11 protein-coding genes and 1 pseudogene are annotated in these 14219 nt (G+C 52.9%); 7 read left to right on the top strand and 5 right to left on the bottom strand.

Going from position 1 to position 14219, the window contains the following annotated elements; translation table 11 throughout:
- Positions 1–477 precede the first annotated feature (477 nt).
- Positions 478–1335 (bottom strand): pentapeptide repeat-containing protein, encoded by an 858-nt coding sequence (locus K3T82_RS25780; protein ID WP_220196409.1) that lies wholly within the window; start codon positions 1333–1335, stop codon positions 478–480.
- A 137-nt stretch (positions 1336–1472) separates the two neighbouring features.
- Positions 1473–1910: a DDE-type integrase/transposase/recombinase gene (locus K3T82_RS50055; protein ID WP_420799341.1), complete on the bottom strand. Its 438-nt coding sequence runs from the start codon at positions 1908–1910 to the stop codon at positions 1473–1475.
- Positions 1911–2091: 181 nt separating this feature from the next.
- Between K3T82_RS50055 and K3T82_RS25770 the strand changes: the two genes are divergently transcribed.
- Both K3T82_RS25770 and K3T82_RS25765 read left to right on the top strand, forming a co-directional pair.
- Complete coding sequence (locus K3T82_RS25770) at positions 2092–2250, top strand: hypothetical protein (RefSeq protein ID WP_220196408.1); 159 nt, start codon at positions 2092–2094, stop codon at positions 2248–2250.
- Positions 2251–2467: 217 nt separating this feature from the next.
- On the top strand, positions 2468–2980 hold the full coding sequence (locus K3T82_RS25765) for a DinB family protein (protein ID WP_220196407.1): 513 nt from the start codon (positions 2468–2470) through the stop codon (positions 2978–2980).
- A 148-nt stretch (positions 2981–3128) separates the two neighbouring features.
- Here K3T82_RS25765 and K3T82_RS25760 read toward each other — a convergent pair.
- Together K3T82_RS25760 and K3T82_RS25755 are read right to left on the bottom strand one after the other, a co-directional pair.
- Positions 3129–3599 (bottom strand): annotated as a pseudogene (locus tag K3T82_RS25760) (transposase); the annotation flags it as partial.
- Positions 3600–3676: 77 nt separating this feature from the next.
- Complete coding sequence (locus K3T82_RS25755) at positions 3677–4321, bottom strand: TetR family transcriptional regulator (RefSeq protein WP_220196406.1); 645 nt, start codon at positions 4319–4321, stop codon at positions 3677–3679.
- A gap of 135 nt (positions 4322–4456) precedes the next feature.
- On the opposite strand from K3T82_RS25755, the gene K3T82_RS25750 reads away from it, so the two are divergent.
- Positions 4457–6067 carry an FAD-dependent oxidoreductase gene (locus K3T82_RS25750; RefSeq protein ID WP_220196405.1) on the top strand — a complete coding sequence of 537 codons (1611 nt, stop codon included), beginning with the start codon at positions 4457–4459 and terminating at the stop codon, positions 6065–6067.
- A 406-nt stretch (positions 6068–6473) separates the two neighbouring features.
- Here the strand turns inward: K3T82_RS25750 and K3T82_RS25745 are convergent, their stop codons facing one another.
- Entirely contained in the window at positions 6474–7328 is an 855-nt protein-coding gene (locus K3T82_RS25745) for a helix-turn-helix transcriptional regulator (protein WP_220196404.1), read from the bottom strand.
- A gap of 187 nt (positions 7329–7515) precedes the next feature.
- Between K3T82_RS25745 and K3T82_RS25740 the strand changes: the two genes are divergently transcribed.
- The 4 genes from K3T82_RS25740 (at position 7516) to K3T82_RS25730 (ending at position 14050) form a co-directional block, all read left to right on the top strand.
- Entirely contained in the window at positions 7516–8520 is a 1005-nt protein-coding gene (locus K3T82_RS25740; protein WP_220196403.1) for an LLM class flavin-dependent oxidoreductase, read from the top strand.
- A gap of 299 nt (positions 8521–8819) precedes the next feature.
- Positions 8820–8954: a hypothetical protein gene (locus K3T82_RS49200; RefSeq protein ID WP_268886674.1), complete on the top strand. Its 135-nt coding sequence runs from the start codon at positions 8820–8822 to the stop codon at positions 8952–8954.
- A gap of 131 nt (positions 8955–9085) precedes the next feature.
- Positions 9086–10363: an MFS transporter gene (locus K3T82_RS25735; protein ID WP_220196402.1), complete on the top strand. Its 1278-nt coding sequence runs from the start codon at positions 9086–9088 to the stop codon at positions 10361–10363.
- Positions 10364–11248: 885 nt separating this feature from the next.
- Entirely contained in the window at positions 11249–14050 is a 2802-nt protein-coding gene (locus K3T82_RS25730; RefSeq protein WP_220196401.1) for an amino acid permease, read from the top strand.
- The last annotated feature ends 169 nt before the right edge of the window (positions 14051–14219 follow it).

Here is a 14219-nt window from a genome sequence, read left to right as displayed (position 1 = left end):
GCGCGGTCAGAGCCTGGATTTGCTCGTAGGAGAGAGTTCGTCCTAGGAAAGCGGCTCACTCAGCACGACCGCATTATTATACTGGACATCATGGGCTGCAAACACCAGGGTAAGCGGTCCCTGCCTAACCAGGTCCCGTTCAGCCTGTGACAACGAACGCATAAAGTGCATTCAGTAGCCGGAGGCAAACTCACGGCTCTCCACGCGAACCCTCTAGAACTTGCCTCTTGAAAACTTGCTTGTGAAAGACCCCAAGACTTCCAATGCTAGTGTGGTTCCCCATGCTTGCAATCCTCATTATACCCCTACTTCTACAGTTGTAGTTAGGACGTGTTGAGAGCAAATTGACGTTTGTAATGACAAGCTTATGCGACTGTCTGATGGCACCAACAAAACGGAGTCTGTCTTGAGAAATGGTCTGCCTGCGTGAAAGGAGGGATGCCCGGCGAGAACATCCCTCGAACATCCCTGAGAGTCCTATGACTTGAGGCCTATGATTCCTGTGAGGTTGGCTCCTGTGAGGTTGACGCCTTTGAGGTTGACTTTCTCAAAGTTGGCTTTCTCGAGGTTGGCTTTCTCGAGGTTGGCTCCTTCGAGGTTGGCTCCTGTGAGGTTGGCCTCTCTAAGGCTGGCTTTTTCAAAGATGACATCTTTGAGATTGGCTCCTGTGAGGTTGGCTCCTGTGAGGATGCCTCCTGTGAGATCGTTTTTTTCAAGGCTGACTCTTGTGAGGTTGGCTCCTCTCAGGTTGGTGTCTTTGAGGTGAGCTCCTGTGAGGTTGGCTCCTGTGAAGATAGCTCTTGTGAGGTTGGTGTCTTTAAGGTTGGCGCCTCTGAGATCGGCTTTCTCGAGATTGGCATCTTCGAGGTTGGCTTTTTCGAGGTTGGTGTCTCTAAGGTTGGCGTCTCCAAGGCTAGCTTTTGTAAGGTTGGCTTTTGCAAGGTTGGCTCCTTCGAGGTTGACTTCTATGAGGTTGGCGTCTCCGAGGCGGGCTTTTGTGAGATCGGCTTTTGCAAGGTTGGCTTCTCTGAGGCCTGCGCCTATGAGGTTGGCTTCTCTGAGGTTGGCTTTTTCGAGGTTGGCTCCTTCGAGGTTAGTTCCTGTGAGGATAGCTCCTGTAAGGTTGGCTCCTTCGAGGTTGGTACCTTCAAGAATGGCTTCTCTAAGGCGGGCTTCTTCGAGAATGGCTTCTCTGAGGTCGACTCCTGTGAGGTTGGTTCCATTGAGGTTGACTCCTGTGAGGTCAGGAATAACAGATGCATTCTGTTTTCTCCATTCATTCCACTTCTCTACCTCTCCATTTTTGAGAAGAGCAAATTGTGGATTATTCATCATAATATTTCTCTCCTTTTTTCTCTGAAACCAGAACCTCTATCTGGCAATGGGAATCGGTCAATGCCGACGCCACTCTCTGTACCCTCCATTTTGTATGAGAGAGAAGTAGAGTTGCCTCCCCGCCTCTCTCTTTTATGCTATCCTCCTCTCCAATCGAGAGTATTCGTTTTGAGGAGACGTTTCACAGTCGACTGTTTCCCATGCTGTGTTCTTCGACAATTTTCAAGCTGAGTAGGAACTTCAGACAGTGAACGTCTAGCAAACGTGTGGCATGAGGTGAACCCGCGAATACCATACTGCTTGAAAAGAGCCTGATGACCTACACTCATATATTGACTCCCTCTGTCGGAATGGTGCAAGAGCCCAGCCTTGGGATTTCGGTAGGTAACTGCCATCTCAAAAGCACAACATACCAGTGCTTCATCGTGGTGCTGATCCATGGACCATCCGACCACACGCCACGAGTACACATCAATAACGGCCGCCAAGTAGAGCCATCCCTCGGCAGTCCAAACTGCTGTGATGTCTGTGAGCCATGTGGTGTCTGGCTCGCTTGCATAAAACTCCTGCTTCAGCAGATTGGGGCCTCGGGATCACTGTGTTGGCTATCCGTTGTGACCACCCTACGTTGCTTCACTTTAGCACTGAGTCCTCTTGACGTAACTTCCGCGACATCTGGCATTTCCATGAACCGATCCTCACCACAAACACCTCACGCTCCTTCAGCCCTCGCGCACAGAGGGCAAATCCTCCATCATGCGTCGCCAAAAAGAGGCTTCCCACTCCCTCGGCAAACAGCTCCCACGCATCCGCTTGCATCTGCTGATCCGCGCTATTGCGTCCCGTGAGCATCACCTCTTAACTGGCGTCGATTTTGAAGATAGTCAAAAAGATCGGACAGCACTGAAGCTTTGACAATCGCCTCTTATCAAGCTATAATCAATGCCGATAACATCATCGCAAAAGGAGATTGTCTGATCATGACGCCAGTGGTGTACTAACTTCATCCTACTCATGCTGGAAATACAGATGTAAAATCGCGCAGATCGCCATCACACACATGCTACTGATGCGCGATCATGTCGTTGTGAGATGAAAGTAGTAATGCAACACTGAAAGGTAACGTATACTCATGGCAATCGGACTTTCTGACTTCTTCAAATACAACCTCTGGGCTAACCTGCGTCTGCTCGACACCTGCGAACAACTTACTGATGCCCAGCTCGATGCCGTTTTCCCTGGCACCTATGGTAGCATCCGCGTCACCCTCAAGCATATGTTGGGCGCTGAGGAAGGCTATGCGGCCAGATTGGTGGGTGGCTTCCCAACCACGCCGCCTCTGCGCGAGGAAGAGGAAGCTCCGCGCTCCTTCGCCGAACTGCGCGAGCGCGCCCGTCGCTCCAGCGAGGCCATGATCGCCTTTACCGAGCAGGTCACGCCGGAACAACTCCAGGTGATCCAGCTCCTGGACGAAGGCACCTACAGGGCGCCGCTCCTGGTCACGGTCATCCAGTTCGTTGATCACGGCATCGACCACCGCACCCAGATCTGCACGGCCCTCACCCATCTCGGCATTCAGTCGCCGGAGCTGGATGTCTGGGCATATAATGAGGCAGCGTTGGGATACGGGGAAATCAAGCAATAAGGTCTATTCGTACTCAAGGGCCAGAGGTGAGCTGAAAAAGCTCTTGAACGTGTGCTCGTGTTACACAGGATCATGCGTCCAAACAAGCTCTCTCTGGCCCAGCAATGGAGGCTGGTTGTTTGGCACGGACCTCAATCCAAAGCCTCGCTTACAAGACAGGTATCCTGGGCAAGTGTCTATCCTGCATGACCGCCCAGACGATGGTCAGACAACTGGTTTCTGTGGTGAAGGCATCAATTTGATCGGTTCGCTGGCAAACATTGCGAAAGAAACTTTCAATGGCGTTGGTACTCCTAATAGAGCGGTGCATCACTGGTGGAAACATATAAAACGCCAGGAGATGTTCTTCATCCTCGTAGAGGCTGCGGATGGCTTCGGGATAGCACTTCTGATATTTGGCTTTGAAGTCGACCAAATTGAACAGTGCATCCTCTTTCTTCTCCTGTTTGAAGATCCCTGCGAGTTCTGTCCTGACCTCTTTGCGCTCCCGATAAGGAATGGCATTGAGTACATTGCGTTGTTTATACACGCCACAACAACGCTGTGGCGTCACAGTAAAGAGAGCAGAGATAGCAGCGAGAAGACCCTCATGCCCATCAGTCACAATCAGGTCTATCTGCACAGGCTCGCAATGCGAGCACATCTTTTGATACCTATTGGGCGCAATCAATTGGGACCCCACAGGTTATTGTGCCCTTATTTATTCTCGGAAGCATCGATCCCATGTGCTAACAGGTCGAGACCAGCCATGACCATAGCTGAAAGACCAGCAAGAATCTCCTCAGAAGATTCGCCTTTTAATCGTCGCCTCGCGTATTCCGCAAAGATCCTTGAATAAAGGGTCAGGATCAAATGCGCAACCAGACGAGGTACGATATCATCCGATTCTGTGCCCATATCGTCCGCAAGAGCATGGGCCAGATCCTCTTCAATAGACTCAGTCATTTGCCGGCCCCGAGCTTGCAGGGTAGGGCTTTCCCGAATCACCCGAAAAACCTGCTGCCGCGTAGAATCCTGCTCTGGGGGCAGCATCGCTTTCATACGTTCAAGACTGCCGAGCAGCAAATGACGTAGAAAGGTGAGCAAGAGTTCGCCTTTCTCACGCTGACGAATGATTCCTGCCAGAGAAGCCTCCATAGGCTGATTGAGTCCAAAAAAGAGGTCCTCTTTAGTCGGAAAATAATTATAGACGGTATTTACCGACACATCAGCCGTTTCAGCCACTTCGGTCACTGTCACCTGCTCAAAGCCACGCTCAATAAAGAGCTCTAGAGCTACTCGCGCGATCTTCTCCCGTGTCTGCTGCTTTTTTCGTTCACGTCGTCCAGGTGTCTGTGTCATAGGCGCATTGTAGCTCTTTTTGCAATGGACTGCAAGATTGGGGTTGACTTTCTTTCTGCATCTCATTTATAATTGGAGTGACTTAAAAATTTAAGTTAATGCAAAAATACACGAGATGCAGAAAGGAAAACAATAATGACAGATGTCTCTGTTCCGGTTTTGATTATTGGTGCCGGACCAACCGGCCTCTCGACTGCGCTCTTTCTGGCACAGCAGCAGATCCCATATATACTCATAGAGCGTCATCCAGGAACAGCGATCCATCCCCGCCCGGTTGGCCTGGGAGCACGGACGATGGAGATATTCCGGGCGCTAGGGCTAGAAGAGAGTGTCAGGAAAGCTGCCGAACCACTCAGCAGGAGCCGTGGCGAAATCTTTGTCGAGACCCTTGCCTCCGCCAACATAGCACAGGTCAAACGCCTGAACCTGGATGGGAAAGATCTTGAGACGTTCGACCAGATGAAAGAAGCAGAGCAGGCTATCAGTCCAGCCACAGGCTGTCTGTGTAATCAGGCTGCTCTGGAGCCCGTGTTGTTTGAGGCGGCGCTGGAACGAGGTGGAGATCTGCGCCTTCAGACTGATTTACTGTCTTTTGAACAAGATGAGACAGGTGTGACGGCTCTCGTTGTGGATCGCAAGAGGGGAGTACAGCAGCGTATCCGTGCCGACTACCTGGTTGCCGCGGATGGGGCTAATAGCCTTGCACTGCGCACTCTTGCAATCCCCACGAAAAACTTTATGTTGTCAGAGATGCATACACTCGCGATTGACTTTCGTGCAGACCTGAGCGAGCTGGTACGAGGCCACGAGTTTATACTCTGTACGATAGAGACCCCTGAAGCTCCGGGCCTGCTCATGGCAATCAATAATAGTGATCGCTGGCTTTTTCAGATGCCCGGGTATCTCGAAAATGGAGAGTTGAAGATCCCATCTGTCGAACGCTGCCAGGAGCTGGTGCGCAAGGCCATCGGGATACCTGATCTTGCGGTAGAAATCATGGGTATTCTCCCCTGGTTGCCGCAGGAGAGGCTGGCTGAACGCTACCAGGATGGGAGAGTCTTTTTGGCAGGCGACGCAGCCCATATTATCCTGCCCACAGGCGGCGTGGGTGCGAATCTGGGCATCCAGGATGGACAGAACATCGCCTGGAAGTTGGCCGCCGTTCTCCAGGGTTACGCAGATTCCACCTTGCTCTCGACCTACGAGACGGAAAGGCGTCACGTGGCTGGCTTTGCCGCCGAGCAGGAAGAGATCACCGACCGAGAAAAAACGACTGACAATGAACTCCAGGCTCGCTTCGGTTTTTATGCCTCGTCAGCCGTGCTCTCTGCCGAAGGGGAAAGCCAGCTGCTGAACTACACAGAGCTGAGAGGGCAGCCCGGTTCGCGCGTGCCTCACCTGTGGGTGGAGTATCAAGGCCGACATGTCTCAACTCTTGATATTACTAGTCATCATTTTGTCCTGCTGACAGGCTCAGACGAGGAAGGGTGGCGCAAGGTGGCGAAGGAATGCGCTGTTCACTTTGGCATCGAACTGCCCGTCTATTGTATTGGTCCTGAAGGAGAACTCGTAGCAAACGAGGAGAACTGGCAACAGGCGACCGGCCTACCTGATCATGGCATGCTCCTGGTCCGGCCTGATGGCTTCGTAGCTGCTCGTGTGAGCACTCCTGAAGAGAACAGGAGTCAGCAGCTTATGCGTATGCTCTCGGCTTTGCATTTGCGTTCGAGGGTGCAACTCGCATAGCGACAAGGGGAGATGTGGAGCGGTTGCGGGAGCCTTACGCTTGTCCCCGTCGGGATGCAATTCCTTCAATCTTGGTGTTACACCAACCGCGACAAGTGCAAGGCCCCCTTCCAGGCACCTACAACCGCTCCTTGTCGCTATGCGAACCCATCGTTCTCTAAAAATGGATCGGGAGCAGGGGGCGCATTATCCTTCCTTTCTATCCCTTGGCAAGGAATAGGGTGGCTTTTGATCGCTTTTCCGGTTTCTCTTCTTCGGGCGCGTGGGAAAAGCGGAAGAATATTATCCCCCAGTTTATAGATCTCTCATGAAGCAGGTGATGCTTGCATAATAAGCTGATCTGTAAGACCGCATTTTCCTCTGGGATGGTTGTTCTCAAACAGCTCTGTTGTCTCATCTTGTTAGATTAGAAATGAGGATAAGCTTCCCTTTTCATCAACGCGCCGAGTTTGGCCGCCGTGTCATCCTGCGGCAAGGGGGTATAGACCACCATTCCCCTATCAGGTTGTTGGGGAACAGTAAAAGTAGTGAGCTGAAACGCAAGGTGACCGACCAGGGGGTGATACATTTCACTAGAACTATTGCAAGTCAAGAGAATCTTATGCTCGGGCCACCAGGCCCGAAATTCAGGACTGGAAACACTCAAATCGGCAATCAATTTCGCCCCCCATGCATCATCGCCATACTGGTCCATCATCGCATGCAAGTGTGCAATGCAACCGCGTGCAGCCCGCTCCCAGTGAACAAAGCGTTGGCGTTGCAGCGGGTCCATAAAGAGCGACCAGGCCAGATTGCGTTCGCGCTCAGAGAGAGCAACGTAATCGCCGAAGAGTTGGTTTGCACTGTCATTCCACGCCACCACACTCAAACGATGATCGAGCAGTTGGGCCGGGTAGAGAAACGCATCGAGGATCGCTTGATAGGGAGTGTTTTGTGAAAGCTTCTCTCCATCTGGTTTTGCTGGTAGCGGAACGTGACCCCGTGCCAGCGCAAACAAATGACGGCGCTCCTGGGCGTCGAGTTGCAAGATATCTGCAAGGCGAGAGAGGACATGATCGGAGACCTGAATATCTCGGCCTTGTTCGAGCCACGTGTACCAGGAAATACCCACACCCACGAGCTGGGCAAGTTCTTCTCGTCGAAGTCCAGGTGTATGTCGCCTCGCACCTGTTGGGAGGCCAAACTGTTCGGGACGCAGGCGAGCACGACGGGTACGCAAAAAATCGGCGAGTCCTGCTCGGTGCTTCGCACGTTCTGTCATCTGTTCCTCAATATCCAGCAGCGAAAAACTGTTACTTATTACACCTATGAGAAAACACACTCCTGGTTTCAGCAGGGATGCTGCTCCATAATACCACCAGGCCGACTGGCTCGTCTATTCCCCTCTGATCCATTCGGTCACCTTGTATAGAACAAAACATGCAGATGAAAGAAAGAGAGAATAAGTGATGCAACAAGAAGAGCAGCTTTCAACTGTTGAGTCCCCGCGCTCCATTCGTGATCGTGTTGGGATTTTTTCTGAGGCGACTGATATTCTGGATGCCATCTCCTGGGTCCGCGAAGCAGAGCGGATAGGGGTCCAACAAATCTGGGCACAGAATGCTGGAGATGCCGACCTTGTAACGTTCTTTGCGGCGGTTGCCACACAAACTGAGCGCATCAGGCTTGGAAGCGCGATTATTCCCGTGTATACACGTCACCCGTTGACGTTGGCACGACAGGTTTTCGCAATAGAGGCTCTCGCTCCTGGACGCCTGCGCTTAGGAATCGGTCCCGGCAACCGGATGCTGATTGAGAACTCGTATGGCCTCGCTCAGACAACTCCACTTGCCTATCTCCAGGAGTATCTGGAGATTCTACGCGGCGTTTTCAATGATGGCGCGATTTCTCACCACGAGACATTTTTTAACGTGGAGTACACGCCCCTGAACGCTTCTGTGCGAACGATGCCACAAAGCACTTCAGTGCCTCTCTTGACTTCAGCAGTCGGCCTCAAAGCGTTCAGGCTGGCAGGGGAGGTGGCTGATGGCGCGATCTCCTGGGCCTGCCCAATCCCCTATCTCCTGGAGTCGGCACTGCCTCAACTACGTGCCGGGGCAGAGGAACGAGGCCGTCCCGCCCCTCCAATCATTGCGCATGTGCGAGTTGCGCTGAGTACTGATGAAGAAAAAGTTCGCGCAAAGATGCGCCAGGGGATACAATTTGCCGCCCGCTTTAGCTCTTTCACGCGGATGTGGGCGGCTGCTGGCTTTAAGAGAGCAGCGGACGGCAATGAAGAAGAGATTGATGCCTTAATACGAACATTGGTGGTCAGCGGTACTGAGGAAACCATACGTCATCGTCTAAAAGAGCTTTTGGCGAGTGGCTTGGATGAACTGATGCTGCAACTCGTTCCCATTGTTGACGAGGAATGTGAACGAAAACAGTTGCTCCATCTGGTTGGCTCTCTTTAAAAAAGAGGGCTGTTCCAAACCGGGTATATTGAAACAAAAAGTTGGCTTTCTCGGGCAAGTGATGCACTTTTTGTTTCAATATGTCTGCCGAGCTACGATGAATATATGAAACAGGTATGGTATCGCCTCATCCCCATTGTTTGGTAACTGGGGTTTGGTAGGGACAGAATGAGGCTGGTAATGGGCGTGCGTATGCGGTATAACATACTCATTGAATATGCGATGTTTTTCTGTGGCACCCGAACGGAAAGGCGTCGGCTCCTCCAGGTCTGGTTTGGGCTACTCCCTGAGGAGCGTTCATGCCGTTCCCGTTGCTCTTTCGCGCGGGGAGACAGGGCATGGATAAAGAGATCGGCCTCGATGTCGATAAAAAAGAGAGCACCTTGCACGTCTCGCGCGAGTCGCCTCGACAAGACTCTGCGGCAGCGCTGTAAGGTAGACCAATCGGTGAACAGCAAGCAAGTGAAAGGATGTAAGCAAGCAGAGAGGATTCCTCACTGAAGGTGGAAGCATGGGCCTTCCAGGGAATACAGCCGGATAAGTAAACGAGAAGAGTTGATGTAGCATGCGGGGTTTAGCGGTTCCAGTAAGTCTGCAAATCAGAGGCTATCGTCACTTGATGGTGGCCTCCCTAATCTCCAACACGGGAGGATGGGGGCAAAGCGTAGCGGTTGGAGTCGTGGCATACCACGACCACAATTGGTGGGCCCTGTACCTGGGGTCCCTGGTACCCACATTCCTCCCCAGGGCCCTCATGGGACCGTGGAGCGGTTGGTTCGCGGATCGATTTCCGCGACGGCAGGTCATCATCTATGCCCTCAGCATCCAGCTCATCGACGCGTTGGTGTTCTGGTGGCTCAAGGCTACGCGTGACGATCTCCGCGTGGTGGAGATGTTCACGCTCATCACCATCTCCAGCATCTGCAACACTGTGATCAACGTCGCGCGGCAGGCGCTGGTGAAGGAGATGGTGCCGTTCGATAGCCTCAGCAACGCGCTGAGTGTTAATGGGCTCAACGTCCGGGTCGGGCAGGCGCTCGGCTCGTCGCTCGGTGGGGTGCTCTCCACACCCGACAAGCAATCCTGGTTGTTCCTGGGCAACGCAATCTCCTATCTGCCCGTACTTTATGTCATGTACAGACTGAAGGATTTCGGGCGCGAGAAGCCGGTTCGCCAGTGCGAACCGGTGCGGATGCGAGAGGCGCTGAAGTACGTTGCCAGGGAACAAGAAACCAGGCGCGCGCTCATCGTCGTCGTTCTCATGACGGTCTGCATGAGTGGGGACGTCGCGAACCCGCCCATCGGGCAGGCGCTCGGCGGACCTCGCGCTTACGCCCTGGTGCTTGCGGCAGGTGGCGTAGGAAGCGTGCTTGCGGCCCTTATCCAGTCGGTGCTGAAGGAGAGGCGTAAGCCGACTCTATCGGGCCTCCTGGGCTGGTCGGCATTGATGAGCTTTCCAGTAGCTGTGTACAGTTCCACATCATCGCTTCCAGTGGCGATGGCCTGCCTGGGCATGGCGTACGCGTGCGGAAACGTCTCTACCGTTCTGTCGAACGTGCTGGTCGTAGGCCGTGCGCCGCGCGAGAAGAGCGGTCGCGTAGGCGCCATCTATCAAATGACGATGCAATGCAGCACACTGTTCAGTGGGCTGGTCACCTACCTGGTGCTTGACCACGTAGAGGCAGGTGTGCGCGTCATCTTTACCACCATCAACCTGATCGGTATGGCGGTGCTCTGTGTATGGTGGGCGCTTGAGACCCCTCGTCTTCGGCTCGCTCTGTCATCCTCCTGCCTGCTCTGGGTGCTTCACACCCCGGGTCTAAGGCGGGATCGGCAGCCTTAGGGCTGTCTCACTTGCCCCCCAGGCTACCGGCCAGGTAGTTCTTCGGGGGCTACTGTTTTAAGAGGTATTGTCAACTTTGTAGAGAACTGAACAGTGTGCTACTCTGGCTTGATGAAAACAAACACCATTGCTCCGAGAGACAATGGCTTTTGCTTTCCACCCAAAATCATCAGCCACGTCGTGTGGCTCTCTTTCCGCTTCTCGCTCTGTTTCCCCGCTCTCTTCATCGTATTCTTCCAGAGGCGAAATATCATCGCAGGGGATTAGGCAGCTATTGAGAGGGCTTGTACCACACACCATCTGCTCGCTCGTACTCACATTGGGAGAGCACCCCCGTAAGCGCCTGACATCTTTCGAGCGCAGGGTTTCCAAGGGCAGAGCACACAACAGCGTGTGATTGTGCCCTTCGTGTCTCCACATCCTCCCCTCTCACGCTCCAAAACTGCGCACCCTATCCCACCCCACTCACGTCTTCTTTTGTAATTGACGAAGAGGAGAGTGACTGAAACAATGAAGAGAGGGACCAACCAGATGAACAATGTAAGTAAGCCTGCTGGGCCTGAAAAGGCAGGGGCAATGGAGAGCAATGTTCTCGAATATGCTCATGCAGTGGTATGATAAGCGGTTCATGCTCTCAGCTCTGGTGAGTCCCAAATGCAAAAGGCAAAAATAAAATAGGAAAGAGAGGCATAATAATAGTGGGAGAGAGAAACAAAGGAAGACCTAGCTATCAAGGGTGAACGAGAACTCTCAGGGAAGCTCATCAACCGCTGGAAGAGAGGAAGCTCATCACCGCTCCATCAGCCTTCCCACCCTCTCTGGTCACAAGACGGCAAGGACGATCAGCACCGCCTCCAGCAATGAACTATGAAGGTTAGTAGGCCAATGGAAGAGAACACGGAGACTACGTCAGCAGCAGAAGCCGATGCGGCAAGAGCCTCCACGATGGCTCTAAGGAGTGAGGGGTTCCCTCAAGAACTGGGAATACGAGATCTCACCAGCCTCCTGCTGTTGTTTATTCTCTTCTTCACATGCATCAGTGACATTCAACTCGCCGGTCCAGCTGCCTTGCTCTATTGGGTGCTTGGCCTCTTCTTCTTGATTCCGATGGCAGTAGTGGTGCGTTGGCTCTCTCGGCGGCTCTCTTTCTATGGCGGACATTACATCTGGATCAAACAGATCGTAGGAGGACGCCTGGCGGAACTGACAGGCGTCTGTACCTGGTTATTTGGAATGACCATCATTATAACGACCCTTCAAGCAGCACTCTTGCTCCTCCCAGCATGGTTTCGTTCTCCTCTTATCTCCTATGGAGGAGAAATGTGCCTCTTGCTCGTCACAACCATGCTCGCCCTGATCCCATTGCACGCCTTGAAACATCTCTTATTTGCAGCCGCTGGTTTGCCTGTCGCAACGTTTTTTCTGGTGGGACTGGCTGGGGGATGGTGGCTTATGCAAGGGCATGCTCCAGTCATCGGTCTCCACATATGGCAGAGTTGGCATGCCTGGTTGCCCTCTCCGCAAAACATAGGGATCTTAGGCATCGTGGCATGGGCATTTATGGGTATAGATTGGCCCTTCATCATGGGCAATGAAGTGCGTGGTGATGAGGTCACACGACAACGAGCTGGACGCTTCCTCTGGTGGGGCTGCATCTGTATCTTCCTAGCTTATCTTGTCGCCACCTTCGGCGTCATGGTGGTCGTTCCTCCAGAAAAGGCAACCTCTATGACGGCGATGGTGATTGCGACACGTACGGTCTGGGGACCAACATATAGTAATGTGGTCCTGGTCATGCTTTTCCTCAACCAGATTGCCACCTCTGTTGTGATTCTGCTGATCTTTTCCCGTCTTCTCATCGCCATGGCACGGGATCGCTTGTTTCCTTTCGCGCTGACCCGCCTCACTCACCACCATGTGCCTCTCATTGGGATAGTGACACAAGCACTCTGTTGCGCGCTACTCTTTACCGTCATGGCCTTCCTCCTTCCCCCTCTTGGAGTACTCCCTCTCAGTGAGCCTGTGAATCTTGTGCTGCAAGCACTTGAAGCTCTTGTCTGGTCGATAGCCACACTGATCCTCTTTGGATGCGTCATTTGGATGCTCATGAGCAGACATTCACTGGCTTGGAGCAGGATTGTCTGCCATAGTTCCCCAGATCGACGGAGCACACATCTCGCTCTGGGAATGACACTGCTGGGATTCGTTGTCACCCTGGTGAGCATTGCCCTGGTACTCACAACCTCCTGGGCATCACGATGGCTCTCCACCCCTCAATGGAGCCTGGCACTCGTGGTGAGCACTGGATCGTTGGTGGGGATTGGATGGCTTTGCACAGAAGTCTCTCACCAGGGACGCTTGGCACATGATCTGAGTCAGGAAATACGTCAGAACAATGCCCTGCGTGCACAAGTAACCCAAGCATATATGCGCCGACAGCATCTGGTGCAACGGCAACAGGAATTATTGCAAGAACGAGACAAGCTATATCGGGAGCAGGCAGCACGAGCAGAACGTGATCCTCTCACAGGACTCTATAACCACCGCACATTGATGAGCGCACTGGAACGTTTGCTCACCAGATGCCAGGAGGAAGGAACAGGCTGTACGATGCTGTTCCTTGATCTAGATCATTTCAAACAAATCAATGATATGTGGGGGCACCGCGCTGGGGATGCCCTCCTCCATCAGATAGGCAAGAGCATACAGCAATGTATGGCAGAACTTGATACGACCCATGTCACTGGACGCTATGGAGGCGAGGAATTTATGGTGCTCTTGTTTGCCGTGAACGCCCAGAAGGCTGCACACATTGCCAACCGACTCCGCGCTCGCATTGAGCAAGAAGTGCTCATGTGGAGAGGCAAACACTTGTCATCTCCTGTGAGTATACGTGTGACAGCGAGTATTGGTATGGCGATGTACCCCATCCATGCCACCAGATATCAGGACCTGATTCATTGGGGAGATCAAGCCATGTATCAAGCGAAGCAATACGGGGGCAATCGCGTCTGTATCGCTGGCACGCAAGGGCAATGGGCAAACAGCGGGAAGGGGCAAACAGAAGAACTGGACTCGATGGAGACGATGACGGAGCAAGCGTTGTTGGCCCTCTTACAAGCACGAGATTCCCAGGCATTTGCACACGGGCAACGGATGGCAGGGCTGACTGAGGCAATAGCGAAGCAGATGAAGTGTAGTGCCAAAGAGGTGGCAATGGTACGTCTTGCGGCTCTATTGCATGACCTGGGGAAAGTAGGGGTATCTGAGGAACTTCTTTCCCAAACGGGACCACTCACCGCAGAGGAGCAGGATGCAATACAGGCTCATCCCACTATTGGATATGCTATTCTGGTTCAGGCAGGTGGCATCTTCTCCCTCCTTGCTCCTATTGTTGCCGCCCACCATGAGCACTGGGATGGAAGTGGCTATCCGAGAGGACTGCAACGCGAGAGCATACCGTTCCTCGCGCGTATTGTAGCGGTCATCGATGCCTTCGATGAAATGATCTCTCCAAGCGCAGATCGCGAGGCAAGAGGAGAGAGAGATGCTTGTGCACAACTCATACAGGGAGCAGGAACACAATATGATCCGAACGTTGTGCAAGCCTTTTTGGATGTCTGGTCTCTCCGTCAGCACCAGAGACAACAGCAACCTCGGCTAAGGGCATCCATTGAGCAAGAATAGCCCATGAAGCAAGCCAACTCCCCCAAATTCCTCCTAGCGCTACAAGCGGTCAAGAAGAATATGAGCAAGCTCTCTAATGTGCACAAGAGGGCATAGAAGGAAAGGTTTTGAGAGAGAGGGAAGAGTGTGAGAACGACCTTTTCAGAGGTAAAACGACTGATCCTGGCCT

The organism is Ktedonospora formicarum (genome assembly GCF_016587355.1).
Lineage (GTDB): Bacteria > Chloroflexota > Ktedonobacteria > Ktedonobacterales > Ktedonobacteraceae > Ktedonobacter > Ktedonobacter formicarum.
Note: the sequence above shows the minus strand (reverse complement) of the source record. Positions and strands in the feature narration are given on the sequence as shown.

Excerpts from the sequence above, each read along its gene's own strand:
- K3T82_RS25780 (WP_220196409.1), bottom strand. The coding sequence starts at position 1,335 with ATGATGAATAATCCACAATTTGCTCTTCTCAAAAATGGAGAGGTAGAG.
- K3T82_RS25770 (WP_220196408.1), top strand. The coding sequence starts at position 2,092 with ATGCGTCGCCAAAAAGAGGCTTCCCACTCCCTCGGCAAACAGCTCCCA.
- K3T82_RS25765 (WP_220196407.1), top strand. The coding sequence starts at position 2,468 with ATGGCAATCGGACTTTCTGACTTCTTCAAATACAACCTCTGGGCTAAC.
- K3T82_RS25755 (WP_220196406.1), bottom strand. The coding sequence starts at position 4,321 with ATGACACAGACACCTGGACGACGTGAACGAAAAAAGCAGCAGACACGG.
- K3T82_RS25750 (WP_220196405.1), top strand. The coding sequence starts at position 4,457 with ATGACAGATGTCTCTGTTCCGGTTTTGATTATTGGTGCCGGACCAACC.
- K3T82_RS25745 (WP_220196404.1), bottom strand. The coding sequence starts at position 7,328 with ATGACAGAACGTGCGAAGCACCGAGCAGGACTCGCCGATTTTTTGCGT.
- K3T82_RS25740 (WP_220196403.1), top strand. The coding sequence starts at position 7,516 with ATGCAACAAGAAGAGCAGCTTTCAACTGTTGAGTCCCCGCGCTCCATT.
- K3T82_RS49200 (WP_268886674.1), top strand. The coding sequence starts at position 8,820 with ATGCCGTTCCCGTTGCTCTTTCGCGCGGGGAGACAGGGCATGGATAAA.
- K3T82_RS25735 (WP_220196402.1), top strand. The coding sequence starts at position 9,086 with ATGCGGGGTTTAGCGGTTCCAGTAAGTCTGCAAATCAGAGGCTATCGT.
- K3T82_RS25730 (WP_220196401.1), top strand. The coding sequence starts at position 11,249 with ATGGAAGAGAACACGGAGACTACGTCAGCAGCAGAAGCCGATGCGGCA.